Genomic DNA, 25101 nt, shown 5'->3' on the forward strand with positions numbered 1-25101 from the left:
CATTCCTCCAGGAGGTTGACAACCGTATGGCACCTTACATATTTGTATGGTGGCTTACGAATTAAGGGAGGCATCCTTGCCGGACAAACAGGAAGGCACAGCGCAGGACAGTATCGGCGCCTGGGCGAAGCGCTGCTATTTCGCCGGTCGGGACGTCATGGATTCCGTTCTGCGTCCCCATGGCCTTGGCTCCGTGCAATGGTATGTTCTGCACCGGCTTGCCACGGTGGGCCCAGTCATCCAGCGCGATCTGGGACGGCTGCTGGAGATCGAACGGGCGACCATGAGCGGCATCGTCGCCACGCTCGTGCGCAAGGGGCTGGTCGAGCAGGTGCCCGATCAGGCCGACCAGCGGCAGAAGCTGCTGCGCCTTACCGATGCCGGCGCGAAGCTGTGGACCACCCTGCCCGACCTGTCCTTCATTCGCGCCGTGGCGTTCGGCGGAATGGACGCGGCCGATATCGAGACCGCGATCGGCGTGCTCCGCACGGCAACCGAACGGCTCGAAAGCCTGCTTGAGAAAGGAAACAGACCATGACCATCCTGGTAACCGGCGCGAGCGGACTGGTCGGCGCCCGGCTTCTTCCGCGTCTGGTGCAAGCGGGGCTGGACTGCCGGGCACTGGCCCGGCCGGGCAGTGGCGTGCCTGCAGGCGTGTCGATAGCGACTGGCGACCTGCTCGATCCCGCCTCGCTGGCATCGGCCGTGCAGGGCGTTTCGGCCGTCATCCACCTCGCGGCCGTCTTCCGTACAACCGATGCCGACCTCATCTGGAAAGTGAATCTCGACGGGACGCGCAACCTCATCGCCGCGATGAAAGCCCATGCGGCGGACGCGCGGCTCATCATGGCCAGCACGTCCCACGTCTATGACGCCGACGCCCCGCGACCCGGCGCAGAAGAGGATCGCTGTTCCCCCACGCTCGACTATCCAGCGAGCAAGCTGGCCGCCGAGATGGACCTGCGGGACAGCGGCCTCAACTGGTCCATCCAGCGCTTCGGCTTCGTCTATGGCGATGGGGACGGCCATATCGAGTCGCTTCCCCGGCATCTCGCCCAAGTGAAGCTTCACCCCGCCCAGCGGATGAGCATGGTCCATCATCGCGACATTGCGACCGCCATGATGCTGGCGCTGAATGGCGCGATGGACGGGCGGATCGTCAATATCGGCGATGATGCCCCCACATCGATCCATGAACTGGTGCAGCTGGCGGGAGGCGCAATCGAGCCCTCCTCCGCGCCGCTGACCAATCCCTGGCGCCTGCATATGGACGGCGCGCTTGCCCGCCGGCTCGGCTTTCAGCCCGCCGTGAGGAGTGTCCACCAGGCCGCACACGAAGGGCTGCTGTAACGCGCGGCCATGTGAAGGCGCGCTTGCCAAGCCGGCGCCACCGCGCCGCGCCTATGCCTCTTGCAGCGTGCGGCTGGCATATCGGCTATATTGGCGGCGCATATCCAGCACGTCCCGCTTGGGCGCGGCACCGAACATCCGCGTATATTCCCGACTGAACTGCGACGCGCTTTCATAGCCCACCTGATAGGCAGCCTCGCTCACATTGACCCCGTCGACCACCATCAGTCGCCTGGCTTCCAGCAAGCGCAGCTGCTTCTGGTACTGAAGCGGCGTCATGGACGTGAGTGCCTTGAAATGCTGATGAAATGACGACGTGCTCATGCGCGCGGTCTCGGCCAGTTGCTCCACTCGCAGTGTCTGCGCAAAGCTGTTCTGCAGCTGGAATATCGCCTTGCTGACTCGCTCGCTGCTCGATTCCGGCAAGCCAAGGTTGCGCAGTTCGCCGCCATTCGGACTCGTCAGCAGCCAGTAGCAGATCTCGCGCATCACGGACGGGTAGAGGATCGGGATCGCCTCGGGCGTCTCGGACAGCCGGAGCAGGCGCAGCATGCAATCGGCCAGAGGTGCATCGACCTTCCCGACGAACAGGCAGGGCCCTGACCCGCTGGTCGGCACGGGCGGCGTTTCGAGCTGTCCCAGCACCTCGCGCATGATCGTCATGTCGAGATCGATGGTGATGCCGATATAAGGCGCGTCCGCGCTTGCCTCGATGACCCGTCCGCTGGCGGGAAGATCAAGGCCGATCGCCAGACATTCCATCACGCCATAGCGAAAGGTCTCCTCACCGAAGAGAATTTCCTTTGCGCCCTGGATCACGACGCAAAGCCCCGGCCGATAGACCTGCCGCATCGGCATCCGGGCCTCGAAGGACCGCATGATGTGCATGCCGGCAAGCCGCGTCGGAAAACGGCCCTCGCCGCCGCCCTGGGCATCGATATGAGCGGCGACCGCCGCGTGAAGGGCTGAAGGCACGCGTTTCTCCGCCTGGGCGAGCGGCCAGCGCAGGACCTGCCCATCTCTGCTCACCCTATCGGCGCTTGGAGGATTGGGCAAGTTTATTGAGGTATTCGGCATTCTGATCATGGGTCGCTCCATCTAACTTGCTGGCACCAACCCAAGTGAGGAGCGTCACGATCATGGCAGAAATTGCCACGCGATCAACAGAAATATCCAGCGCTTCTTTCCAGATCGGCGAGGAAAGTTCGAATGAACATGCGAATGGATGGCGCTCCGTTCTAATACTTTTTGCCCTGTTCCTCGTCAGCCTGATCTCGCAGATTGATCGGATGCTGCCCTTCATCATGGCAGAAGCGATCAAGATTGATCTTTCTCTCAGCGATACACAGATCGGACTGCTCACAGGCCTTGCTTTCGCGGTCTGTTATACGCTTCTTTCCCTGCCGCTTGCCCGCGTTTCAGACCGGGGGTCGCCCCGTTTCGTGCTTGTTTTCTGCGCTCTGGTCTGGAGCGCGATGACAGCGCTCGGAGGTCTTGCCGCGAGTTTCCTGGTCCTGGCGTTCACGCGCTTCGGCGTGGCCTTCGGGGAGGCCGGCGCGATCCCGGCCGGACATGCGATCATCGCCCGGAAAATCCGGCCGGAGCGAAGAGGCCTGGCGATCGGGCTGTTCGCTCTGGGCATCCCTCTTGGCACCATGGTGGGGTTTGCGGCCGGCGGCGCGCTCAGCGACACGGTCGGCTGGCGCACGGCGCTGGTCGGCGCAGGCGCCCTTGGCGGCGTGATCGCTCTCATTGCCTTCGTCGCCGTCGGGCCCACGCCGCCGCTGCAACGCATGGCGGCCTCTGCAGAACCCTTCATGCGCACAAGCATGCGCCTGCTGTCGGCACCCGGCTTTCGCTGGCTGTTCATCGGCGCGATCGCCAGTGGCTTTGCCGCGGCGCCCTTTTATGCCTTCGCCGCACCCTTCCTCATCCGTACCCATGGCTTCACCGCCAGCGAGGCCGGCCTCGCCTTCGGGTTGCCGCAGGGTCTGCTGGGCATCGTGGGCACGCTGCTGGGCGGGCGCTGGTTCGACCGGGTGGTGCGCTCGGGCACCGGACGCGTGCTGGGTCCCCCTGCCATCCTGTTCATCATTGCCGCGGTGACGACGACGGCAGGCCTGTTCGCCCCTGTCGGCTGGCTCTCGATCCTGCTGTTCCTGCCGAGCATGCTGTCCTTCGCCTTCCTGCTGCCATGGGGTTTCGGCGCCGCGCACCTCGTGGCCGGCCAGGGCCGCGAGGCCATGGCGTCGAGCCTCGTCCTGATCGGGTCGGGCCTGCTTGGCCCTGCGCTAGGTCCGCTCATCGTCGGCCTGATCAGCGATGCGGGAAGCGCGGCGCACATGCCCAACAGCCTCGGGCTCGGCCTGCTGACCGTGCCCGTCGCCAGCATCCTCAGCGGCCTCGCAATTCTGATGGCAAACCACAGGATCGCTGCCTTGCTTCGGCAGCGCTGACTCCAGGGGGTCGCCAATCTCACCCGCCCCGCCGCGACCCCCGGCCACCGAAGGACAATTTTCCGGAAACGGAGCGCCTTCGGTGGCCCCCTCAAAAAGAAGGAAATCGGCTATGCGACTTCTCGTCTCGACCCTGCTTGTCTGCGGCACGGCCCTGTCGGCCACCGGCGTCCATGCGCAGGAGGCCTCCCCGGACACCCCCTCGCGCGGCATTGTCGCGGTCGGTGCCGGTATCGTGCCCGAATATGATGGCGCGAGCGACATGCGCGTGCTCCCCTTCGTCACGGGGGAGATCCGCCTCGGCATCGTCAGCCTCGAAATGCGTGGCCAGCGCCTGCGCCTCGATCTCAACCCGGGGTCGCGCCTCTCCTTCGGCCCGGCCATCGGCCTGCGCCTGCCGCGTGACGATGCCGACGGTTCCGTCGGCCTCCTGCCGGAAATCGACACCGCGATCGAGGCGGGTGGCTTCGTGGGCTACAGGATCGGCGGCGATCGCTTCGGCCAGGGATCGGTGCAGATGGACCTCACCGTCGTTCACGACGTGTCGGACACGCATAAGGGCCTGATCGCGACGGCGACCGCCAGCTATGCCGCGATCCGCAACCCCGTCTTCTCCCTCTCGCTCGATGCGCAGGCCGGCTGGGCCAATGCGGATTATGCCCGCACCTATTTCGGTATCGACGAAGCCGCCGCCGCTGCCAGCGGTTTGCCAGCCTATCGCCCCGGCGCCGGCTTCCGGGACGTGGGCGCCGGCGTGACGGCATCCTACTGGTTCAACCGCCGCCTCGGCGTGGTCGCCCGCGCCGGCGCGAGCTATCTCATCGGCGATCTCGCCGACAGCCCCGTCACCCAGGAGGGCAGCCGCTGGCAACCGGCCGCCGGCCTGGCCCTCGCCTATCGCTTCTGAAGTCCGTGCAAGACGGGCGGCCCCGGCGACGATACTGTACGGCGCCGCCCCTTTCGCAGCTCAGGCCGCCACGGACGAATAGTCCATTCGCTCGAGATCCCCGATCAGGCCCGGTCCACTCGGCTCCCAGCCGAGCAGTGCTCGGGTTCGGGCGCCGGATGCTGACATGTCGGTGGCTGCGAACATCGCGAACCAGCCGAAATGATGAGACGCTTCTTCAGAAGACAGCGAACAGAGCGGAAGGTCGAGACCAGCGGCAACGCTCGCCGCAATCTCGCGAAGGGTGACACCTTCCTCCGCGACCGCATGGTAGCGTGCCCCGGGCTCAGCCCGCTCCACCGCGAGGCGATAGAGCTGCGCCACGTCGAGAACATGCGCGGCGGACCAGCGGTTCTCGCCTTCGCCGACATAGGCAACGACGCCCTTCTCCCGTGCCAGTTCCACATAAGGCGTGATCAGGCCCTGCTTCACCGTGTCATGCACTTGCGGAAGGCGAACGACCGACAGGATCACGCCCCTTTCAAGCAGCGCCTCGCCAGCCAGCTCAGAACTCGACCGGGGGTGGTGGCGGACTGTGAATAACGTCTCGACGGCCGGGCTGCCATCATCAGACGCACCCATGATCACTGCCGAGGTGATGAGCAGTGGCCGCTCAGAGCCCGCGAGCACCGCGCCAAGCGCATCGATCACGTGACGATCCTGTTCGCAGCTCGCCGCATATTTTGAGAAGTCATGATCGAAGGCAGTGTGGATGACAGCGTCGGCGCGCTCGGCGCCGGCGCGGATGCTCGCAAGGTCTTCCAGATTGCCGAGATGGGCCTGCGCGCCAGCGGCGGTCAGCGCGCGTACGCCGGCCTCCGAGCGCGTCAGGCCGATCACCTCATGTCCCGCACCCAGAAGCTCAGGCATGATTCGCGAACCGATAAAGCCGGTGGCACCAGTGAGAAAGATACGCATGGGGAACTCCTCCAGATTGACGGACCGTCCCATTCGGTGAGAAGGTATTCCTGTTAAAGTAGTGACTTTATCCTGGTATAATTATCGACAGGATTCGGATGCCCCTCCAAGGCGAGAACCAGCTCGGCACATTCCTGCGCGATCGGCGCATGCGCCTGGACCCGGCGACCTTCGGCTTTCAGCCGGGGCGCCGGCGCACCCCCGGCCTGCGCCGGGAGGAGGTCGCCCAGCGTGCGAACATCAGCCCCACCTGGTATACCTGGCTGGAGCAGGGTCGTGGCGGCGCACCGTCCGCCGATGTGCTGGACCGGATCGCTACCGGCCTGATGCTCACCCAGCCGGAGCGCGATCATCTCCACATCCTCGCGTTCGGACATCCTCCTGAGGCGCGCTATCGCCAGCACGAAGGCATCACGCCGCGCCTGCAGCGCGTGCTGGACGCCATGCCGCACAGCCCCGCCATCATCCGGACCGCGACCTGGGATGTCGTCGCCTGGAACAAGGCGGCGACGCTGGTGCTGGCCAACTATGCCGAGCTGCCGCGCGAGGGACGCAATATCCTGCGCCTGATCTTCGCCGACGAGCGCGTCCGCGCCGCGCAGGACGACTGGCGCAACGTGGCGCGCTATGTCGTCGGCACCTTCCGAGCCGATGCCGCGCGCGCTGGGGCCGGTCAGGAGATCCGACAACTTGTCGATGAGCTGTCTGCCTCCAGCGCCGAATTCAGGGCGCTGTGGAATGACAATGAAGTCATGGGACACGGCGAAGGCACCAAACGACTTCATCACCCCGTCCTGGGCACCGTCGACCTGGAATTCTCCACCTTCGCGGTCGAAGGACGGTCCGATCTCATCATGATGGTCTATAATCCGACGATGCCGCGAACGATCGAGCGCATTCAGGCGCTGGTTGCGGAGGCATGAAGTGGAGATTTCGAACGGACATTCGAACATCGATCTCCGCTTCCCGACAACGGACGCCCGTTCATCACCTGTTGAAAGTGGCGCGAGCTTGGCGGATCCGCGACAGCGATGGCATCAGCCCCCCAAACTGAACCCTCCAAAAAGTAGATTGCAACCTAATATTCTAATCAGTAGATTGCTACCGGAATAAAAATAACTGGGAGAGTGAAGCATGAGGGATTCCGTCAAGCGGCTGCTCGCACATTCGAGCGTGGCAGCCTTTGCAGCCGTATTGTGCGCGGGTGTTCAGCCTGTGCACGCTCAGGCGCAGGAAAGCGCGACTGACGGTCCGGCCGAGAGTGGTACGTCAAACGAAGCGATCATCGTGACGGGATCGCGCATCGTGTCCGGTTTCGATCGGCCTACACCGGTCTCTGTGATGGACGGGGCGAGGCTCGAGCAGCGAGGCGCCGCGAATATCGGCGATGCCCTTGCGGAAATGCCCGCATTCCGCGCGACAAACACGCCGGCCTCGACTGGCCTTTCAGCAGCGGCAGGCTATGTCGGTGGCCGCATCCTCGATTTGCGTGGCCTTGGCGCCGTTCGCACACTGACGCTGGTCGACGGCAAACGCTTCGTTCCCTCGACCACGCAGGCGACGGTCGACACCAACATGATTCCGTCGATCCTGCTTCAGCGCGCCGAGGTCGTCACCGGCGGCGCCTCTGCCGTTTATGGATCGGACGCGGTTTCCGGCGTCGTCAACCTTCTGATCGACAAGAATCTGACGGGCTATAAACTAGCCGGCCAGATCGGCTTTTCCGAATATGGCGACAATTATACGCGTCAGTTCGGCGGCGCCGCGGGCTGGGCACTGGGCGACCGGCTGCACCTCGTGATCGGAGGCGAATATGAGCGCAGCAGCGGCGTGGAAGCCTGCCCGGAGCGCGAATGGTGCGCCAACGGCTTCATCAACGTAGGCCGCAATCCGCTTCGCCCAGGTCAGACGGCCACCATTCCGGCCAATAATATGCGCCGCGCCGCGACGCCCTGGAGCGCTTCGTATAATGGTGTAACCACCCCGCCCTCTTCTGCATATGTCGGCAACTTCGTGCCCTCGCTGCGCCCGATCGACGGCATTACTTTCGGCGCGGACGGCACCCCGCGCCGCTTCCAATTCGGCACGCACGTCAATTCACTCTACCAGTTTGGCGGCGAGAGCGACGGGCCGGGCGAGAATATCTATTTCGACTTCCCCATTGTTTCGCCGACCGAACGCTGGGCAGCAATGGGCTATCTCACCTTCGAGGCCACGCCCGCACTCACGCTGGAGCTCGGCGTCAATTACGGCCATGGCGAAGGTGACCACCGTGCGCCGGCCTATCGCAACACCGCAATCACCATCCGTGACGACAATGCTTTCCTGCCGCGCTCGTCCGACCCGACGCTCGATATCCCGACAATTCTCGCGCAAAGCGGCCTCACCAGCTTCACGCTGGGCAAGGGTTTCAAGGATATCGGCTCCTCGCCGATCCACGTGCGCAACAATGTCCTGCGCATTGTCGGCTCGGCCGCCTATGAGATCGACAGCAACTGGCGCGCGGATCTTTATTATCAGTTCGGCCGCAATGATTTCCGCAGCGACCTGACCAACGGTGTCGTGACGAGCCGCATGCTGAACGCCCTGGATTCGGTCCGGAATTCCTCAGGTCAGGCAGTATGCCGGATCAACGCGGATGGCATCACGACCAATGACGATCCGAGCTGCGTCGCGCTCAATCCGTTCGGTTTTGCAAACCAGCCGAATTTTGAAGACGCCAAGGCCTATGTGACGGCCAACGCCTTCCAGACCAACATCACGACGGAGCATGTCGTTGCTGCGAATCTGACGGGATCTCTGATCGATCTTCCCGCCGGCAAGCTTGGCATCGCGATCGGCGGCGAATATCGCAGCGACAATGTCGAGGGCGACACGGATGCACTCTCGCAGGCGGGCCGCTTCTTCACCGGCGGCGGTTCGACCATCTCCGGCAAGATCGACGTTGCCGAAGTCTATGCCGAAGCGGAAGTGCCCTTGCTGGCCGATATGACCGCGTTCCAGGAACTGGGCATCAGCGGCGCCATCCGCCGGACCCATTACAATCGCTCGAGCGCGACTGCGGAGAGCAGCAGCGTGAATGCCACGACCTGGAAGGTGGGCGGCACGTGGGCGCCGATCGATGCCATTCGCTTCCGCGTAACCCGCTCGCGTGACATTCGCGCGCCCAACGTCGCGGAACTGTTCGGGCCGCTCACCAACACACAGGGCATTGTCACCGACGTCGGCCGTGGCGGCATTCAGGCCGTAGTCCCGATCACACTGGGCTCCAATCCCGATCTGCGTCCGGAGAAGGCCGATACCTTCACGGTGGGCGTCGTCCTGGCGCCGAGGGGCGGGTTCCTAGGCCGCTTCCGCTTGTCCGTCGATTATTATGACATTCAGATCGATGATGCGATCAGCACGCTTGGTCAGCAGAATATCGTCGCTCGCTGCGCCGATGGCGATGCGCAGAGCTGCGGCTTGGTAACGCGCGATGCAGATGACGTGATCACGAATATTCGCGATACATTCCAGAATGTTAACGAGCTGATTGCACGGGGTTACGACATCGAGCTGGCTTATCGTCAGCCGCTTGGTGGCAATATGCTGAATCTGCGCGTGCTCGCATCCCATGTGAAGGATCTGATCACGGTGGATGCCGTCGGGCCAACCGAACGCGCAGGGCAGACTGGCCTGCGCGGCGGCACGCCTCCGGGTATTCCCGACTGGACGATCGACGGCACGGCCACGCTCGATATCGGCGAGCGCTTCTCGATGACCGCGAATGCCCGCTGGATCAATGACGGCTTCTACAACGCTGCTTTCGTGGGCCCCGAGCAACCCGGCTTTGCCATCGGGTCGGCGAACAGTTCCAACACCAATGCCATGCCCGGCCGCATCTATCTGAACCTGCTCGGCACGGTGAAAGTGCCGATCAGTCAGGATAACCGGATGGACGTGTATTTCGGCGTCGACAATGTGTTCGACAAGGATCCGCCGAACTATCCAGGTGCGAACGGCAGCGGTAACAACGTGCTGTTCAATCCCGTCGGTCGGATGTTCAAGGCCGGCGTGCGCGCAGCATTCTGATCCATTCAGGCGACGGGCCTGCGAAGGTCCGGCGCCTCCTGGCCATCCACCGCGAGGCAGTCATGTTCGATCGATGCTCCAGTAACAGGCCATACATTCTGCAGATCGAGGCGTTTACCCCTGCTCTCGGGCCAGCCCCCCATTGTCGGGCCCGGGGCGCGGTCCGTCGGGTGGATCCGCACGCGCGTCGCAGCGCAAACCGGGACGCCTGATCATGGCCAGCACGCCCCGCTCGATCGACATCGCGTCGTTCATCAATAATCGCAAGCTTGGCCCGTTCAATTACAAGCTGATCGTGCTCTCATGGCTGATCACCGTGTTCGACGGGTTCGACATGATGCTCATCAGCTTCACCGCACCCTGGATGCGGGACGATCTGGGCCTCTCCACCCACATGCTGGGTAATGTCTTCTCCGCGGGTCTGGTCGGCATGATGGTGGGCGGTTTCGCCCTGGCCTATATCGGGGACAAGATCGGGCGGCGGCAGACGATCATCTGGGCCGCCTTCGCCTTTGGCATTCTCACCGCCGCGACCAGCTTCGCGCAGAACTACGAACAACTGCTGGTGCTGCGCTTTCTCGATGGGTTCGCGATCGGCGGCATGCTGCCGCTCGCATGGGCGCTGAACATCGAATATGTACCGGCCAGATATCGCTCCACGGTCGTGACCGTCATCATGATGGGGTATAGCATCGGCTCCTCGCTCGCGGGGCCGGTCACGGTGTGGCTCGCGCCCGACTACGGATGGGAGGGCGTGTTCATCTTCGGCGGTATCGGCACCATCGCCTGCGCCTTCGGCCTGCTCTTGTGGCTACCGGAATCCGTGCGCTTTCTTGCCTCCAAGAACCTCAAGCCGCAGGTGATCGCCGCGACCCTCAACAAGATCGACCCGGCGCTGAAAGCCACGCCGCAGGACCGTTTCCTGCTGTCGGACGAGAAGAAGGACGAGGGCAACTTCACAGTCGGCAAACTGTTCACCGGCGATCTCAAATGGCTGACCCCCCTTTTGTGGATCGGCTACATCGCCAGCACGCTCGCGGTCTATTTCAAGGCCAACTGGGGACCGATCGTTTATGAGGATCTGCAGTTCTCGCGCGAGACGGCTGCCTATGTCTCGTCCATCGGCGGCGTGGCAGGCGCTGTGTTGGGACTGTTGCTGATGCGCTTTACCGATGGCAAGGGCCCCTATGCGGTCGCCTTCTATCCGGCCATCGCCTTCCCCCTGCTGCTGCTCGTCGGCCTCGTGCCGATGGACCCCACGGTCTTCCTTGCCGTCTCGGTGGCGGCGACCAGCTTTGTAGGCGGCGCGCATTTCGGCATTCTTTCGATCGCGGGCGTTTTCTACCCCTCCTCGATCCGCGCGAACGGCGCCGGCTGGGCCACCTCCATCGCCAAGATCGGCGGCATCGCCGGGCCGATCGTCGGCGCTTATGTGCTCTCCAGCGGCCTTCCCATCGTGCGCAGCTTCGCTATCCTGGCGCTGTGTCCCGCCGCGCTAGCCCTGTGCGCCTTCGGCATCGGCGCCATCGTGAAACGGCGCCGGGCGCCGACGCCCCCCCCGGCTCCCCATCTGGCTGAGGCGAACTGAGCATCATGGTCCTGCTGGCATCCCGCATGAGACAAACGGGTCGCAGAGGGCGTCGCCCGTGAAAGAGCAGCGACGCACCAAGAAGGCGGAAGGCGGAGAGAGCCCCGAGCAGTCATCCGGCGTTGCGAAGAACGGCTTCTACGGCGGCTATCCCAAGGATCAGGCCGAGCGCCATTTGCGGAACTTTTACACGACCACCGTTCCGGATGCGCAGGATGTGTTCAATTTTCGCACGACGCGAGCGCTCGTTGTCGCTGGGCGACGCTGGCGCAAGCTGGCGAACGACCGGCTCAAGCCGATCGGGCAGAACATGGCGCGTTGGGAAACGCTCTACCTCATGGCGAGCTCCGAGGAGGAGATCAGCCAGGGTGAACTCGCCCGCGTGGTCGGCGTCGAAGGGCCGACCATGGTATCGATGCTGAACTCGCTCGCGCGTGATGAACTCATTGATCGTTACCAGAGCAAGATTGATCGCCGCATCACGCACAACCGCATCACGGAGAAGGGCATCCAGGTGGCGCAGAACATCATGGCCATCACGAACAAGCTGCGCAGCGAAGTGCTCCGGGACATCGATCCGGCCAAGCTTGCGGTGACGCTGGAAGTGCTGGAGCAGATCCATTTCCGGTTGGACGAACTGAGCTAACTGAGAAGCATTCATTGGAATGATGTCGGAGACGGAAAGATGGTCAAACTGACAGATGCGGAACAGGCGATGCTTGATGGGCAAGCCGGGGCGGCAACAAGCAAAGCCATGGAATTGCTCATCCGCTATGCCGATGCGCTGGGTGCCGAGCGCTTTGTCGAGACCAACAATGTCGCGGGCGTTCCCGGCTCCGCGCCGCAATGGGTGAAGGACCATTATGCGGCCGACGGTGGCGACTATCGCGCTGTCTTCTCGCGCTTTGACCTGGATTCCGACGAGGTCGTGGACGTGCCGCGCATGAACGCCTTCTCCTGTCATCTGCAGGGCGGGATGGACCCCGCACTGTGGCAGGAGCAAGGCATGAGCGCGGACGCTCATGCCAATTTCGTGTCGGATGAAGCCGAGGTGGCCGCGCACGGCATTCAGATCCTCAAGACCTGCACGCCATATCTGGCCGGAAATGTGCCCGTCATGGGAGAGCATTGCGCATGGATGGAATCAAGTGCTGTCGTCTTCGCCAATTCGGTGATCGGCGCGCGCACCAATTGCGAAGGCCGCGAATCCACCAGCGCCGCGATGCTGGCCAAGCGCATTCCGGACTGGGGCTTCCATCGGGATGACTTCCGGAAGGGGCAGCATCGCGTCAGCGTGGAGATGCCGGTGGACTCGATCTTCGAGTGGGGCATGCTCGGCTATTTCGTGGGTGACGTCGTGCAGGATACCATCCCGGTCATTACCGGCGACATCAGCAATCCAAGTCTCATTCGCCACAAGCATTTTGGCGCAGCGGCCGCATCGTCCGGCGGGGTCGAGATGTATCACATGGTCGGCATCACGCCGGAAGCACCCAGCGTCGAGCACGCCTTTGGTGGTGCGGCGCGCGGCGAGCATTTCGTCTATGACGCCGCTGCCAGGCGGCGCATCTATGAGACGCTCAACAGCGTCGGCCAGAGCGAGGATGTCGACTATGTCATGCTCGGCTGTCCGCATTATTCCATTGAACAGATCGCTCAGGCCGCCGCGCTCATCGAGGGGCGAAAAGTGCATGAAAATTGTGCGCTGTGGATCTTCACGAGCCGCGCCGTCAAGGCGACGGCGGACGCGAACGGCTACACCAGGATCCTGCGTGACGCGGGCGCCTATCTGATGACCGACACGTGCTCCGCGATCAGCCAGGCCGTCCCGAAAGGCACGAAAGTCGCCGCCCTCGATAGCGCCAAGCAGGTCCATTATCTGCCCGCGATGATGGGCATCGAAGGTTGGTACGGCACGACGGCCGAATGCATCGACGCTGCCTGTACCGGCAAGTGGAAAGGAAAACTGGCATGACCCAGCTTCTGGAGAAGCCTCGGATCGTCCTGCGCGGCCGCAAGGTCGTGGGCGGCGTCGCTGAGGGCGAGGCGCTTGTGACGCGACAGACCATCTCTGGCTGGGGTGGCGTCAATCTCATGAACGGAACTGTCATCGAAACCCGGCACGAGCTCAAGGGTCAGAGCTTCGCGGGCAAGGTTCTCGTTTTTCCCGGCGCCAAGGGCTCGTCTGGCTGGTCCGGCATCTTCCACATGGCCAAGCTGCGCGGCATGGCCCCGGTCGCAATGGTGTTCAACATCATGACAACCAAGGCTGCGCTGGGCGCGGTGGTCATGCGAACACCTGCCGTCACGGACTGCGACCAGGATCCGCTGGATCATATCCGGACCGGCGACTGGGTCCGCGTCGATGGCGACGCGGGGACAATCACTATATGGGACCGCAAGCCGGATTGAAGCGATCGCTGCTTCATTTTCGGCTGAGGGCGGGCCTTTATGCGCTGCCGAGTGCTGAGGAGGCAGGCCGACAAATTGAGCATAATCTCTGAGCCGATCTTTCTCCGTCCCGGATGGGACCTGGCGAAAGACCGACCCAGAGATGACCGGTGTCGGCGATGACGACGCCGTCTAAGTCTCAGAACTTCTTCCGAACAGTGACTGCCCATTCCCGAGGACGCCCGGGCTGGCCACTGGAATAGCCCTGCCCGCCGACCGTCTGATCGTAGATCGTGAGCAGATAATATTCGTCGAAGAGATTTGTCACTTCGAGCGAGACATCAAGATCCTCGTCATCGTTGCGCCAGGTGAGCCGCGCATTTGCGACTGTGTAAGCGTCGATGCGATTGCTCGAACGGTTTGCGGACACAGTGTAGATCTTGCTCTGGAACGAGGCATCGATACGCGGGGTCAGCGAGCCCGCCGTACCGAGGTCGATCTCATATTGCGCGCCGGTGCTCCACTTCCATTTCGGCGTGTAGGGCGCATAGTCGCCGAATTGCGGGCCGTTCAGATTGGTCGGGCCGCCCACAGCCACCGTGGTTGTGCCGACGGTATAGGTTCCAAAGCGCGTATACTCGAAATCAAGATAGCTGACCGCACCATCGATGAGCAGACCATCTACCGGACGGATGGTCGCCTCCACTTCGATGCCCTTGATATCCGCATCACCGGCGTTGACCGGCAGAGCGCATGGCGCGCCGAACCCTGCGCCCGTGATGGCCGTGCAATTGCTGAGCGAAAGCTGGATCCCCTTGTACTTGCTCAAGAATGTTGCGACGTTCAGGCGCAGCCGTCGATCGAAGAAGTCGGTCTTCAAGCCCAGTTCATAGGCGTTCAGCGTTTCCGGGCCGAAAGAAAGCGCCTGCTGAACAAAGAATGGCCGCGGATTTACGCCGCCGCCCTTGAAGCCCGTCGAGAACTGAGCGTAGGCCATGACGTCGTTGGAAAAGGCATATTGCACATTTGCGCGATAATCCACGCGCTCCCCGCTGAACTTCCCGATCGTTCCATTAAGCGGGAGAACGCCGTTTGCCGTTACCGAGGTCGGATCAAGATAGGGCCGTTGGCGGACATACTGGTAGGTCTTGCTCTCCTTGGTGTACCGGATGCCGCCTGTGAAAGTCAGCGGGTCGATCGGGTTCCACGACAGATGAGCAAACACGGCCTTGCTGTCTGCGTCCACGGGGTCACTTTGCTGGAACTGGAGATTTGAAGAACGCAGATCCTGGAACGAGGTATAGACGGACTTCTGGTCGCTGTAATAGGCGCCAACCGTATAGTCGATCGTGCTACCTATCTGACCGTTCAGCCTGAGCTCCTGACTGAAGAAGCGAAAGGTCAGCGGCCCATAACCAAGGCTGTGAGCCATGGGCGAGACGTCATTATCGTTCGAGAAATTTGACGTGTAGCGCCGGAATGCCGTGATCGAGTTGAGCTGCAGATGATCGGCGAGCTGCCATTCGACCTGGCCCGATACGCCCCAGCCTTTGAATCTCACCCGGCCATCGCCGCTTGATGCCCGAAAATTCCCGTCGGCAGGCATGTCGTAGGTGCCGAAGTTGCAATATTGGCCGCAAACAAAGCGATTATCATAAGCCAGCAGCGTATCCGGGGCTGCGAATGGGTTTATGTCGCGGCCCGGGGGCGAAGCGGCGGCGTAGTTTTGCGGCGGCGATGATCCTGCCGCCGGAATGAGCGGCAAGGGGAAACGGGGACTTGCCACCGCGCCATTGGGATATTGGCGCAGCAGCAGCACCGACCCTGCCGCGACGCGATCATCATCGGTATAGTCGCCGATGATGTTGATATCGAGCGTATCTGTCGGTCGCACGCGAAGCTGGCCGCGCACGGCGACATAGCCGACCTCTCCCTCCTTCGCGAGAACACAGTCACTGCGATTGGTGCGCGCCGGGATGCCGCCAACGGGGTTCATCAGCATGGGCGTTTGGTTGGGATTGGAAGCCGTTGGAAAGGCCGGGGTGAAGGTCGCCGGGCCACCGGCCGGATAGAGGCAACCGAAATCGAGCCGATCCACATAGCCTTCCTGCTTCTTCGCGACGCCCGAGATGCGCGCATCGATCCCGTTTGCGACATGGAAATCCGCGCTTCCACGCAGGTCGAGCCGATTGCGGATGCCATATGTCGCGGCCACAGAGCCGGTGTTGCTGCCTTCGGGCTTCTTGGAATACAGTTTGACCGCGCCGCCGATGGAGTTTCGGCCGGCCAGCGTCCCTTGCGGACCACGCAGCACCTCGACGCGATCAAGGTCGAGCAGATCCATGATCGAACCGGTCAGTGTCGCATAATAGACATCATCGACATAGAAGCCCACGCCCGGTTCGAGTGCCGGGTTGAAGTCGGTCTGGCCAACGCCGCGAATATTGGCACTCAGGGAAGGACCATAAGCGGCTCCCTGCGGTTTGAGCGTGACTGAAGGAGCCTGATTGGCCACCTGACTGATATCGGTTTGACTGCGCGCTTCCAGCATTCCCGCATTGACGGCCGTAATCGCGATTGGCGTGTCCTGGAGATTTTGAGCCCGGAACTGCGCCGTCACGACGATATCGGTCTCGGAAGCTTCGCTCCCTGTCTGTGCGGTTTGCCCGTTTGCCGAAGATGTCGCGAGCAAGGCCATGGCCGTGCCGCCGATCAAGAGTGTCCTGCTATTCATTTTTGCCTCTCCCTTCCGTCTTTATCTTTTCATCACGACAGGTCCTGCGCTCGCCGAGCGAAGGCGCGTCTCACGTCATTGCCGCTGCTCCCTGGTGGTGGCTCTTCCAGCGATGAAGAAGCACAGGCCAGCCAGGACCGCTGTTCCGGCGACGATGAGCATCGAGTATCGAATGGCCTGGAGACCGAATGCGGGCTCCAGCAGGTCGTTCATGACCCCGACAAGAAGTGGGCCGACCGCTTGCCCGAACATGGCCGAGCAGAAGAGCAGGATGGAGGTCGCCACCGCTCGGGTGCGCAGCGGCGCGACAGCAACCACCCCGGCGAACACCGGGCCCTGATGGACAAGCAGGAGAAAGGCGCTGACGGCGAAGCCGCCGAGCCAGACCACATGATGGTCGCTCAGAGCGAATGCCGCCTCGGCCGGCCCCACTAGAATGCAGGCGATCGCAGGGAGCGTCATGCGCCAATGCGCGTGACGACGCCCGAGCCTGTCGATGAGGAGGCCGCCGAGCAGGACGCCCGCCACGCCGCAAGCGCCGCGCAACGGGCCGATGGTCGCAGCAATCTCGCCCAGGGAAAGGCCATGGACGCGGGTGAGGAATGTGGGGGTCCAGACCGAGGAGGCGAAGACATTGAGACCCATGAAGGTGGATCCGGCCAGAAGCGCAAGATAAGCGCGCGAACCCAGCAGGAGCCGGAGGCTCTGCCAGAAACGGACAGTGCCTTTGTCCTTGCTCGAGGTCGCATCGCTGCGGGCCGTCCTGCTTTCCGAGGCTCCGCGACGAGGCTCACGGACCGTCAGGAAGAAGAGCAAGGCCAGCCCCAGCCCGGGCAGCCCCGCGACGATGAACATCTGGCGCCATCCATAATGCTGCCCAACCCAGCCTGCGATGGGAAAGAAGAGAATGGACGAGATCGAGGCGGCTGTCGCGAAGATCGAATAGGCGAGCGGTCGGCGTTCGGCCCGAAACAGATCCGCAGTCATCGAGTTTGACGGCGCGATACCGCAAGCCTCGCCCGCACCCATGAGGAAGCGGGCAATCGCGAGCTGCCAGATGTTGCCAACCCAGGCCGTGGCGAGGGTCATGAAACTCCAGAACGCAAAGCCCACTGCGATGATGTTGCGTCGGTTCCACCGATCCGCTGCCCAGGCGATCGGTACGCTCATGATCGAATAGAACAGGACGAAGGCCAGCCCTGACACGAGCCCCATCACCGTGTCCGAAATATGCATTTCGGCCTTGATCTGGGGCAACGCCAGGCCAAGCAGTGAGCGGTCGAGATAGTTGAATGAAGAGACCAGCGTCAGGAACCCCAGGCTATATATTGCCTGGGCTGACCAGTCACCGCGCGGGTTCGTCTCAAGCTCGCGAGCATTTTCGGCATTGGCCGCGGGCGTGGAGCCGTCAGGGATCGGAAGGCCCCTCACAGCCGCGACGCTCTCTTTTCCTTGGCGGTGATGAATTCGATCAGCGCCGGTTGACCGGCTTGCGTCGCGGCGATGCCGCGTCTGATTGCGTCGGCGATATCGGCGGGACGTTCGACACGCTCGCCATATCCGCCAAGCGCGCGCGCAAAAGCAGCATAGTCTCCTGAGATGTCGGTCGCACGGTAGCGCTCCGTGGCGGCCGGCATGATATCAAGCTCGATCGCCATGGCGCTGTTGTTGAGAAGGATGGAGAGGATCGGCAAACGTTCGCGGACTGCGGTCTCGAAGTCCATGCCCGTGAAACCGATTGCCGCGTCGCCCCACACGTTGATGCACAGCTTGTCCGGGCAGGCCAGCTTTGCGCCCATCGCCAGGCCAAGCCCATAGCCAAGCTGCGTCGACTTCCCCCAGCCGATATAGGAGAGCGGCGTCCTGCTTTTCCAGAATGGGGTGAGTTGGTCTCGGGGTGAGCCCGCGTCATGTGTGATGATGGTGTTGGCCACATCCACCGTCTGCTGAAGCTCCCAGAGCACCCGATAGGGTGTCATCGGGACACTGTCGCTGGTGAGGATCGGCAGCCACTCGGCCATCCATGACCGTTCGACCTGCGCAATCTCCGCTGCGATCGGGGCCATATCCCGGGGACCGTCGATCAGTCCCCGACTTGCGTCGAGCAACATTGAAAGGGTGAGCTTTGCATCTCCGACAAGGGCGAGTTCGCAGGGCACCGACTTGTTGATGTCCGCCGGGTCGAGCGTCGCATGAATGATGCGTTTGCCCTCTGGCATACGTACCCCGAAGGCCGTTTCCGAGAAACTGCAGCCGATGCCGAGAATGACGTCGGCCTCGTCAAGGAAATGCCGAAGCTGGCCGGGAATAGCCGCGCCACCCGAGCCCAGCGCGAGGGGATGCGTCTCATCAAAACAGCTCTTGCCTTCAAGGCTCGTCGCGACGGGCACGGCCAGCACCTCGGCCAGAGCCCGCAGTTCATCATAGGCCTCTGCCCAGTGCACGCCCTGCCCGGCATAAATGACGGGACGTTTCGCCGATGTGAGCAGCGTTGCGGCGGCCCGAACGCCGGCCGGATCGGGTGCACTTTTCGCGCTGACCGAGGGATGGTAGACAAGGGGTTCTTCTACCTCCTCGGGTAGAACGTCCCAGGGCAATTCGATGATGACCGGCCGCAAGCGACCGTTGCGCAATTGCGTGAACGCGCGACGCATGACGTTGCCGACTTCCTCGGCCACGTTCAACGGTTCTGCATGCTTGCTGACGTCTCGCATCGAAACTGTCGCATTGTAGTTGTCGGGCAGGTGCGCGATGCGGCGCGCATAGCCCTGCGGAAGAACAAGGACCGGAACGGATTCCGAATAGGCCTGGGCGACACCGCCATAGGCATTCTCGGTGCCTGGGCCATGTTGCATGGCGAAGACACCGAGGCGCTTGCCCCGGCTCAAGCGGGACAGCGCATCCGCCATATGGACGCCAGTCCGCTCCTGCCGGACGATGACCGGCCGGATACCGATCTCGGCCGCCGTCTCCAGCACGGCATTACGCGGATAGCCGAAGATGACCTCCACGCCCTCTTTCGCGAGGATCTCCGCGATGGCTCTGCTGACCTTCATCTCAGGCTTTTGGGCTGAAGTCGCCAGGACCGAGGGGGCGTTCGCCCTTCACGGTCGTCCGGACGAGGTGACGGCGCTCGAATTTGAAATCATGAACACCGCGATGAAGCGTGAAGCGATTATCCCAGACGATCAGCGTGTCCTTCTTCCATTTCACCCGGCAGTGATAATGGAGGTGCTGGGCGAGGGACTGGAGGTAATTCAGCAGAGCGCGGCTTTCTGCTTCATTCCATCCGACGAAATGCTTGAAATAGGCGCTTGTCGCGAAGAGGGCCTTGCGGCCGGTGACCGGATGGACACGCACTGCAGGATGCGTGTTGGTCAACTGATCTTCGGTGAAGTCATGGCTCTCGCGCAGGCGGAGGCGTTTTTCCGGCGGCAGGTTTTCATTCTTCGACCAGATTTCTGCGCCAGAATAAACCACCTGGAGCCCGTCCAGGAGCGCCTTCATCCCGTCCGAGAGATGTTCATAGACAAGATAGGCATTGGAAAACGCGGTGTCGCCGCCCCATCGCGGCACTTCGAGCGCTCGCATGACGATGCATTTGGGCGGCTGCAGCAGAAACGGGCTGTCCGTATGAAAATGCTCGAATGACGGAACGACATTCTCGGGCTCGAACGCCTCGCGACGCACTTCCTGCATATCCCGGTGCTCGCCATAGATGGGAGCCTGGGGCAGTTCAGTGATTTCACCAAAATGACGAGAGAAAGCCTTGTGCTGCTCGGGAGACAGGTTCTGGTCGCGCAGCACGATCACGGTGAAATGTTCAAAAGCCTTCATGATCTCCGCGAGCGTCTCGGAATCCAGAGGCTCGCGCAGATCGACGCCGCTGATTTCACACCCACAGGCACCACTGATTGGTTCGACACCAATGCGCTTGAACTGGGGCATCGGAAGGCCCGCGACGATCGGGGGAGGCAGCGTTGCGTCGTCGGGCATTGTCTTTGAAACCATTGCTATTTCCTTGAAACAGGCGCGCGAACGCAGCTGGCGCGCTTAAGGTCTAAAATTCCTCACTGGGAATGCCCCGACGGCCCGTCACGTGGACCGCTTGCGAGCGTCGCGCGTTCACTCGTTCCTGTCGCCGAGCGCGCGTGGCCGAGCCGACCAACATCCTCCCCCTCATATTTTTTCCGAAGCCGTTCGCCGGCTCACCTTGGTGATTGGCTAAACCCGCGCGCGCGCTTTCGTCAACATAATTTCCGATATACGTAATTACTTTTCCGATATACGGAAAATCTCCGCGCTTTTTCTTTCTTGGCACGATTGAACCGGGCTATGGATGAAGGGTGGGCCAAGGAAACGGTGGGGCAATGACAGAAGACGATCGCGGAGCAGGTGCACGGACAATTGCCCTGCTCAAGATTGTGGCGGAGAGCGGGGCCACATTCACATTGACTCAGCTCGGAGCGCAGGCCGCCTTGCCGCCCAGCAGCGTCCATCGCCTTCTTCAGCCGCTGATCCGCTCAGGCATGGTCGAGCGCGGGACGGGACAGGCCTATCGCGTCGGCAGCGAGTTCCATCGGGTGGCATCGCTCATCATGCAGCATGTCGATCCGGGTCGGCTGGCGGATCCGATCTTGCGTCGCCTGTGGTCGCAGTGGGAAGAAACCTGCTCCCTTTGTGTCTACAAGCCATCAACTCATACGGCCGTCGTCGTTGCCACGATACAGACGCCGCATCCTCTGCGCTTCATGATCGAACGTCACACGGAACTCTCACTGAGTTGGGGATCGCTCGGGCGCGCCATTCTGGCTTCACTTCCAGATGCAGATGCGGCCGAAGCGATGAAGAATCACGCCCTGGGCCCGCTGAGCGGCCAGGCCATGCCCTCCGCCGCTCAAATGGCATCGGTCATCGAGAAGGTGCGCACGGACGGCGTGGCAAACTACAGGAACGAGGAAATGGATGTTGCCGGTGTCGCGGCTCCCGTCTTCCGCGCCGACGGGACGGTTTTGGGGAGTTTAGGCGTCACAGCACCGGCCAGACGGCTGCTGCCCCACATAGCGCTCGACATAGAGAGCTCGGTGAAGAGTGCGGCTCGGGAGCTGTCTGCTCTGCTGGGTTATAAAGCCCGCGATGTGTTGCCTTCAAGTCGGTGATACTCATCACTGGGCAAACAAGGAAGAAGCACCGATGCGCCGAACGAAGCTCCAGCCGCAGAGCCCGACGCTGAAGGCGTTGACCTGCTAGCCGCTTATCGCTGCGCGGCCGGCGGCCTCTTTCACAATCCCTTCGCCAGAGCTTGCGGCAAGCCCGCAGTGGACGGCTTCGCCGATCAGCAGAAGCGTCGGATCGTCCTGGCCGATTGCCCGGACGAGGAAGGCCAGGGCATCAAGGCGGCCACGCAGCAGCCGTTCGTTCGGCAGCGAGACATTGACGGCAATGAGCACGGGCGTGGCCGGGTCGCGGCCCGCTGCGATGAGATTTCGCGCGATGTCCGCAGCGGCCGCGCGGCCCATGTAGATGGCGAGCGTGCCTTTGGCACGGCCGAGCGCCTCCCAGTCGTGCTCGATTGCCTCACCTCGTCGTGCATGAGCGGTCAGGAAGGTCAGTTGTCTCGCCATGCCGCGCAACGTAAGCGACGCAAGCCCCTGCGCCGCCGCGGCACTGGCGGCGGTAATGCCGGGACAGATACGCACCGGCACGCCATGCTCAGCGCAGGCAGCGATTTCCTCCGTCGAACGACCGAAGATCGAAGGATCCCCACCCTTCAGCCGCAGGACATGGCGGCCGGCCAGCGCCGCCTCGACGATCAGCCTGTCGATCGTGCGCTGATCCTTGGAATGCCGCCCGGCGCGCTTGCCGACATTCACCATTTCCGCCTGAGGCGCCATCGCAAGGATCGATCTGCCGACGAGTGCATCGTGGAAAATGATGTCGGCGCGGCCCAGCAGGCGTTCCGCCTTGCGGCTGAGCAGGTCGGGATCGCCCGGCCCCGCTCCGACCAGCCAGACCATCCCGGCGGGAAATTCCTCAACCATTGGCAGCTTCCTTTCGTTCATCGGCAATGAGGCGGGCGATCGCGGGCCGGCATGAACCACAATTGGTGCCAGCTCCCAGAGCCACCCCGATGGCTGCGATATCGGCCAGCCCTTCATCGCGGATCGCCGCGACGATGGCGCGCATCCCGACATCGAAGCACGCGCAGACGATCGCGCCTCTCTCCAGCTGTCCGCCAGGCGCGCGACCGGCGAGCACCCGCGGCCCCTGCGGCTGCTGGAGCTGGCCGATCAGCCAGTCCCGCGAAGGCAATTCGCCGCTACGCGTCACGAACAGCGCGGCGACGAGGCGCCCCTCATGCAGGATGGCGACACGACGCGTGCCCCGGGCAGGATCGCTCGCCTCGACCCGTTCGCCGCGCGGCAAGGCGCGATCGAGCGCAAGCGGATCGCCCAGCCCCGCGATCTCGTAGAGCGTGCCGCCCGGCACCGTGATCCGCGTCGCCCACAGACAGTCGGGCAGCGGCACTTCGCCATGCACGATCAGGAAGCCATGCAAGTCGACAGAAACCGACGCGATGCGCGCGGGCGTCATCTTGAAACCCGGCTGACCGCTGTGCGGATCGACGAGGGGCCGCGGCAACAGACCGGCGCGGCCGCCGGTCGATTGCCGGTCAGTCCAGTGAATCGGCACGAACAACTCGCCACGCCGCTGTCCCGGTTGATGGGCAACCCGAAACACGCTCTCGCCCTGCGGCGTCGAAACCCGCGCCAGCGCCCGATCAGCGAGGCCGAGCGAAGCCGCATCATCGGGATGGATCTCGACCAGCGGCTCCTCGCGATGCCGCGCCAGCCTGGGGCTGAGCCCCGTGCGCGTCATCGTGTGCCAATGGTCCCGATAGCGCCCGGTGTTGAGCGTCATCGGCCAGTCCGCGAGGCTTGCCTCGGCGTCGCGCTGGGCCACGGACACCAGCCGCGCCTTACCGTCCGGCGTGGGAAAGCGCCCGTCCGCGAAAGGCCGCCCGCCCCACTGGAACGGCGCCAGAGCATCATAGGCTTCGTTTCCGATCGCGGCCTTGCCCCGCAGGTCAAGCGCCCGCGCGCCCTCGTTGCGATAAGCGGTCAGACGGGCATGCTCGCGCCAGATCTCCGCGGGGCGATCATAGCCGAAGGCCGTGCGCCAGCCCATGCGGCGGGCGACTTCCTTGATGATCCACCAGTCCGGCCTCGCCTCCCCGGGCAGCGGCATCAGCGCACGCTGGCGGCTGATCATGCGCTCGGAATTGGTGACGGTGCCGTCCTTCTCACCCCAGGCGGCGGCGGGGAGCCGAACATGCGCAAACCGGCCCGTATCGGTATCGGCAATCACATCGGAGACGACGACGAAAGGACATTCGGCGAGGGCTTCGCGGACACGACCAACATCAGGCAGCGACACCGCCGGATTGGTTGCCATGATCCACACCGCCTTGATCCGGCCCTCGCCCATGGCGCGGAACAGGTCCACCGCCTTGAGCCCCGGCTTCGTCGCCATGCGTTCCGCTGCCCAGAAACGGCCGACATCGGCGATGTCCTCATCGGAAAAGTTGCGATGCGCCGCCAATGTCGAAGCCAGTCCACCGACTTCCCGCCCCCCCATCGCATTGGGCTGCCCCGTGATCGAGAACGGCGCGGCGCCGGTCTTGCCGATCCGGCCGGTCGCAAGATGGACGTTGATGATCGCGTTCACCTGGTCGGTTCCACGGATCGACTGGTTGATCCCCTGGCTGAACAGCGTGACCGTGCGCGGCGTGGCTGCGAACAGCTCATAGAAGCCCTGCAGGTCCGCGGGGGCGAGATCGCACAGGCGTGCCACGCTCCACAGGTCGTTGTCCGTTTCCAGAGCGCTCCAGAACCCGTCCGGCACGCTGACATGCGCTGAAAGATAGGCCTCGTCGACCAGCCCCTCGCGCCGCATGTGGGCGAGCAGGCCGTTCATCAGCGCCACGTCCGTGCCGGGGCGCAGCGGCAAGTGAAGGTCCGCCTCCTCGCAGGTCTCGGTACGGCGGGGATCGATGACGACAAGCTTCGTGCCCCGTGCCGCACGCGCAGCCATGATGCGCTGATAAACAACCGGGTGGCACCAGGCCGTATTGGAACCCACGAGCACGATGAGATCGGCCGCGTCGAGATCGTCATAGCTCGCCGGGACGACATCCTCCCCGAACGCCCGCTGATGACCGGCCACGGCGCTCGACATGCAGAGGCGCGAATTGGTGTCGATATTGGCCGAGCCGATGAAGCCCTTCATCAGCTTGTTGGCGACATAATAATCCTCGGTCAGCAACTGGCCGGAGACGTAGAAGGCGACGCTGTCCGGCCCGTGGCGGGCAATGATGTCGCGAAAGCGCTTCGCCACCAGGTTGAGCGCCTTGTCCCAGCTTGTGCGACGGTTGCCGATCATGGGGTGGAGCAGCCGGCCCTCAAGGCCGACCGTCTCGCCCAGATGCGTGCCCTTGGAGCAGAGACGGCCGGCATTGGCGGGATGATCGGGATCGCCCTCGATCTCGACTTTGCGCTCGCCGGTCACACGCGCGAGGATGCCGCAGCCGACACCGCAATAAGCGCAGGTCGTTCGGACAGCCACTAGACCCTTCCCTTCCGGAATA

Annotated in this window: 20 protein-coding genes; 11 read left to right on the forward strand and 9 right to left on the reverse strand. The window is 63.1% G+C overall.

Features of this window, described 5'->3' with window-relative positions:
• Positions 1-76: 76 nt before the first annotated feature.
• Positions 77-538: a MarR family winged helix-turn-helix transcriptional regulator gene (locus HNP60_RS13605; protein ID WP_221414687.1), complete on the forward strand. Its 462-nt coding sequence runs from the start codon at positions 77-79 to the stop codon at positions 536-538.
• A complete protein-coding gene (locus HNP60_RS13610; RefSeq protein WP_184154705.1) occupies positions 535-1350 on the forward strand; it encodes an NAD-dependent epimerase/dehydratase family protein in 816 nt (271 codons plus the stop codon). Before HNP60_RS13605 ends, HNP60_RS13610 begins: the two co-directional genes overlap by 4 nt.
• Positions 1351-1401: 51 nt before the next feature.
• Here the strand turns inward: HNP60_RS13610 and HNP60_RS13615 are convergent, their stop codons facing one another.
• Complete coding sequence (locus tag HNP60_RS13615; RefSeq protein WP_184154708.1) at positions 1402-2379, reverse strand: AraC family transcriptional regulator N-terminal domain-containing protein; 978 nt, start codon at positions 2377-2379, stop codon at positions 1402-1404.
• Between the two features lies 1 nt (position 2380).
• Positions 2381-2656, reverse strand: a complete 276-nt coding sequence (locus HNP60_RS20035) for a hypothetical protein (RefSeq protein WP_260394890.1) — start codon at positions 2654-2656, stop codon at positions 2381-2383.
• Here HNP60_RS20035 and HNP60_RS13620 point away from each other — a divergent pair.
• Complete coding sequence (locus HNP60_RS13620) at positions 2655-3806, forward strand: MFS transporter (protein WP_260394891.1); 1152 nt, start codon at positions 2655-2657, stop codon at positions 3804-3806. The genes HNP60_RS20035 and HNP60_RS13620 overlap by 2 nt on opposite strands.
• Positions 3807-3918: 112 nt before the next feature.
• Complete coding sequence (locus tag HNP60_RS13625; RefSeq protein ID WP_184154714.1) at positions 3919-4713, forward strand: MipA/OmpV family protein; 795 nt, start codon at positions 3919-3921, stop codon at positions 4711-4713.
• A 60-nt stretch (positions 4714-4773) separates the two neighbouring features.
• Here HNP60_RS13625 and HNP60_RS13630 read toward each other — a convergent pair whose 3' ends face one another.
• Positions 4774-5670: an SDR family oxidoreductase gene (locus HNP60_RS13630; RefSeq protein ID WP_184154717.1), complete on the reverse strand. Its 897-nt coding sequence runs from the start codon at positions 5668-5670 to the stop codon at positions 4774-4776.
• Between the two features lie 98 nt (positions 5671-5768).
• Between HNP60_RS13630 and HNP60_RS13635 the strand changes: the two genes are divergently transcribed.
• From HNP60_RS13635 to HNP60_RS13660, 6 genes are all read left to right on the forward strand, one after another.
• A complete protein-coding gene (locus HNP60_RS13635; RefSeq protein WP_184154720.1) occupies positions 5769-6593 on the forward strand; it encodes a helix-turn-helix transcriptional regulator in 825 nt (274 codons plus the stop codon).
• Positions 6594-6804: 211 nt separating this feature from the next.
• Entirely contained in the window at positions 6805-9741 is a 2937-nt protein-coding gene (locus HNP60_RS13640; RefSeq protein ID WP_184154723.1) for a TonB-dependent receptor domain-containing protein, read from the forward strand.
• A 214-nt stretch (positions 9742-9955) separates the two neighbouring features.
• On the forward strand, positions 9956-11329 hold the full coding sequence (locus tag HNP60_RS13645; protein ID WP_184154726.1) for an MFS transporter: 1374 nt from the start codon (positions 9956-9958) through the stop codon (positions 11327-11329).
• A gap of 58 nt (positions 11330-11387) precedes the next feature.
• Complete coding sequence (locus HNP60_RS20205) at positions 11388-11975, forward strand: MarR family transcriptional regulator (RefSeq protein WP_184154729.1); 588 nt, start codon at positions 11388-11390, stop codon at positions 11973-11975.
• 39 nt (positions 11976-12014) lie between these two features.
• On the forward strand, positions 12015-13304 hold the full coding sequence (locus HNP60_RS13655; RefSeq protein ID WP_184154732.1) for an aconitase X: 1290 nt from the start codon (positions 12015-12017) through the stop codon (positions 13302-13304).
• On the forward strand, positions 13301-13741 hold the full coding sequence (locus tag HNP60_RS13660) for an aconitase X swivel domain-containing protein (RefSeq protein WP_184154735.1): 441 nt from the start codon (positions 13301-13303) through the stop codon (positions 13739-13741). The genes HNP60_RS13655 and HNP60_RS13660 overlap by 4 nt, the downstream gene beginning before the upstream one ends.
• A 178-nt stretch (positions 13742-13919) precedes the next feature.
• On the opposite strand, the gene HNP60_RS13665 is transcribed toward HNP60_RS13660, so the two are convergent.
• The 4 genes from HNP60_RS13665 to HNP60_RS13680 all read right to left on the reverse strand — a co-directional run bounded on the left by HNP60_RS13665 (position 13920) and on the right by HNP60_RS13680 (position 20450).
• On the reverse strand, positions 13920-16454 hold the full coding sequence (locus HNP60_RS13665; RefSeq protein WP_184154738.1) for a TonB-dependent receptor: 2535 nt from the start codon (positions 16452-16454) through the stop codon (positions 13920-13922).
• A 75-nt stretch (positions 16455-16529) separates the two neighbouring features.
• The gene (locus tag HNP60_RS13670) at positions 16530-17885 is read right to left on the reverse strand and encodes an MFS transporter (protein ID WP_184154740.1); all 1356 of its coding nucleotides are present in this window, start codon (positions 17883-17885) and stop codon (positions 16530-16532) included.
• Positions 17882-19510: a thiamine pyrophosphate-requiring protein gene (locus HNP60_RS13675; protein ID WP_184154743.1), complete on the reverse strand. Its 1629-nt coding sequence runs from the start codon at positions 19508-19510 to the stop codon at positions 17882-17884. Before HNP60_RS13675 ends, HNP60_RS13670 begins: the two co-directional genes overlap by 4 nt.
• A gap of 1 nt (position 19511) precedes the next feature.
• Positions 19512-20450: a TauD/TfdA dioxygenase family protein gene (locus tag HNP60_RS13680; RefSeq protein WP_221416051.1), complete on the reverse strand. Its 939-nt coding sequence runs from the start codon at positions 20448-20450 to the stop codon at positions 19512-19514.
• A gap of 374 nt (positions 20451-20824) precedes the next feature.
• On the opposite strand from HNP60_RS13680, the gene HNP60_RS13685 reads away from it, so the two are divergent.
• Positions 20825-21613, forward strand: a complete 789-nt coding sequence (locus HNP60_RS13685; protein WP_184154749.1) for an IclR family transcriptional regulator — start codon at positions 20825-20827, stop codon at positions 21611-21613.
• Positions 21614-21700: 87 nt separating this feature from the next.
• Here HNP60_RS13685 and cobA read toward each other — a convergent pair whose 3' ends face one another.
• Both cobA and HNP60_RS13695 read right to left on the reverse strand, forming a co-directional pair.
• Positions 21701-22495, reverse strand: a complete 795-nt coding sequence (gene cobA / locus HNP60_RS13690; protein WP_184154752.1) for a uroporphyrinogen-III C-methyltransferase — start codon at positions 22493-22495, stop codon at positions 21701-21703.
• Positions 22488-25079, reverse strand: coding sequence for a molybdopterin-dependent oxidoreductase (locus tag HNP60_RS13695; RefSeq protein WP_184154755.1), 2592 nt, complete (start codon positions 25077-25079; stop codon positions 22488-22490). The genes cobA and HNP60_RS13695 overlap by 8 nt, the downstream gene beginning before the upstream one ends.
• Positions 25080-25101 lie beyond the last annotated feature (22 nt).

Source organism: Sphingobium lignivorans (assembly GCF_014203955.1).
GTDB classification, from domain to species: Bacteria; Pseudomonadota; Alphaproteobacteria; order Sphingomonadales; family Sphingomonadaceae; genus Sphingobium; species Sphingobium lignivorans.

Bases quoted from the DNA above. Each gene is read 5' to 3' on its own strand.
- HNP60_RS13610 (WP_184154705.1), top strand. From the start codon at position 535: ATGACCATCCTGGTAACCGGCGCGAGCGGACTGGTCGGCGCCCGGCTT.
- HNP60_RS13620 (WP_260394891.1), top strand. From the start codon at position 2,655: ATGGCAGAAGCGATCAAGATTGATCTTTCTCTCAGCGATACACAGATC.
- HNP60_RS20035 (WP_260394890.1), bottom strand. From the start codon at position 2,656: ATGATGAAGGGCAGCATCCGATCAATCTGCGAGATCAGGCTGACGAGG.
- HNP60_RS13625 (WP_184154714.1), top strand. From the start codon at position 3,919: ATGCGACTTCTCGTCTCGACCCTGCTTGTCTGCGGCACGGCCCTGTCG.
- HNP60_RS13630 (WP_184154717.1), bottom strand. From the start codon at position 5,670: ATGCGTATCTTTCTCACTGGTGCCACCGGCTTTATCGGTTCGCGAATC.
- HNP60_RS13635 (WP_184154720.1), top strand. From the start codon at position 5,769: ATGCCCCTCCAAGGCGAGAACCAGCTCGGCACATTCCTGCGCGATCGG.
- HNP60_RS13640 (WP_184154723.1), top strand. From the start codon at position 6,805: ATGAGGGATTCCGTCAAGCGGCTGCTCGCACATTCGAGCGTGGCAGCC.
- HNP60_RS13645 (WP_184154726.1), top strand. From the start codon at position 9,956: ATGGCCAGCACGCCCCGCTCGATCGACATCGCGTCGTTCATCAATAAT.
- HNP60_RS13655 (WP_184154732.1), top strand. From the start codon at position 12,015: ATGGTCAAACTGACAGATGCGGAACAGGCGATGCTTGATGGGCAAGCC.
- HNP60_RS13660 (WP_184154735.1), top strand. From the start codon at position 13,301: ATGACCCAGCTTCTGGAGAAGCCTCGGATCGTCCTGCGCGGCCGCAAG.
- HNP60_RS13665 (WP_184154738.1), bottom strand. From the start codon at position 16,454: ATGAATAGCAGGACACTCTTGATCGGCGGCACGGCCATGGCCTTGCTC.
- HNP60_RS13675 (WP_184154743.1), bottom strand. From the start codon at position 19,510: ATGAAGGTCAGCAGAGCCATCGCGGAGATCCTCGCGAAAGAGGGCGTG.
- HNP60_RS13680 (WP_221416051.1), bottom strand. From the start codon at position 20,450: ATGCCCGACGACGCAACGCTGCCTCCCCCGATCGTCGCGGGCCTTCCG.
- HNP60_RS13685 (WP_184154749.1), top strand. From the start codon at position 20,825: ATGACAGAAGACGATCGCGGAGCAGGTGCACGGACAATTGCCCTGCTC.
- cobA (WP_184154752.1), bottom strand. From the start codon at position 22,495: ATGGTTGAGGAATTTCCCGCCGGGATGGTCTGGCTGGTCGGAGCGGGG.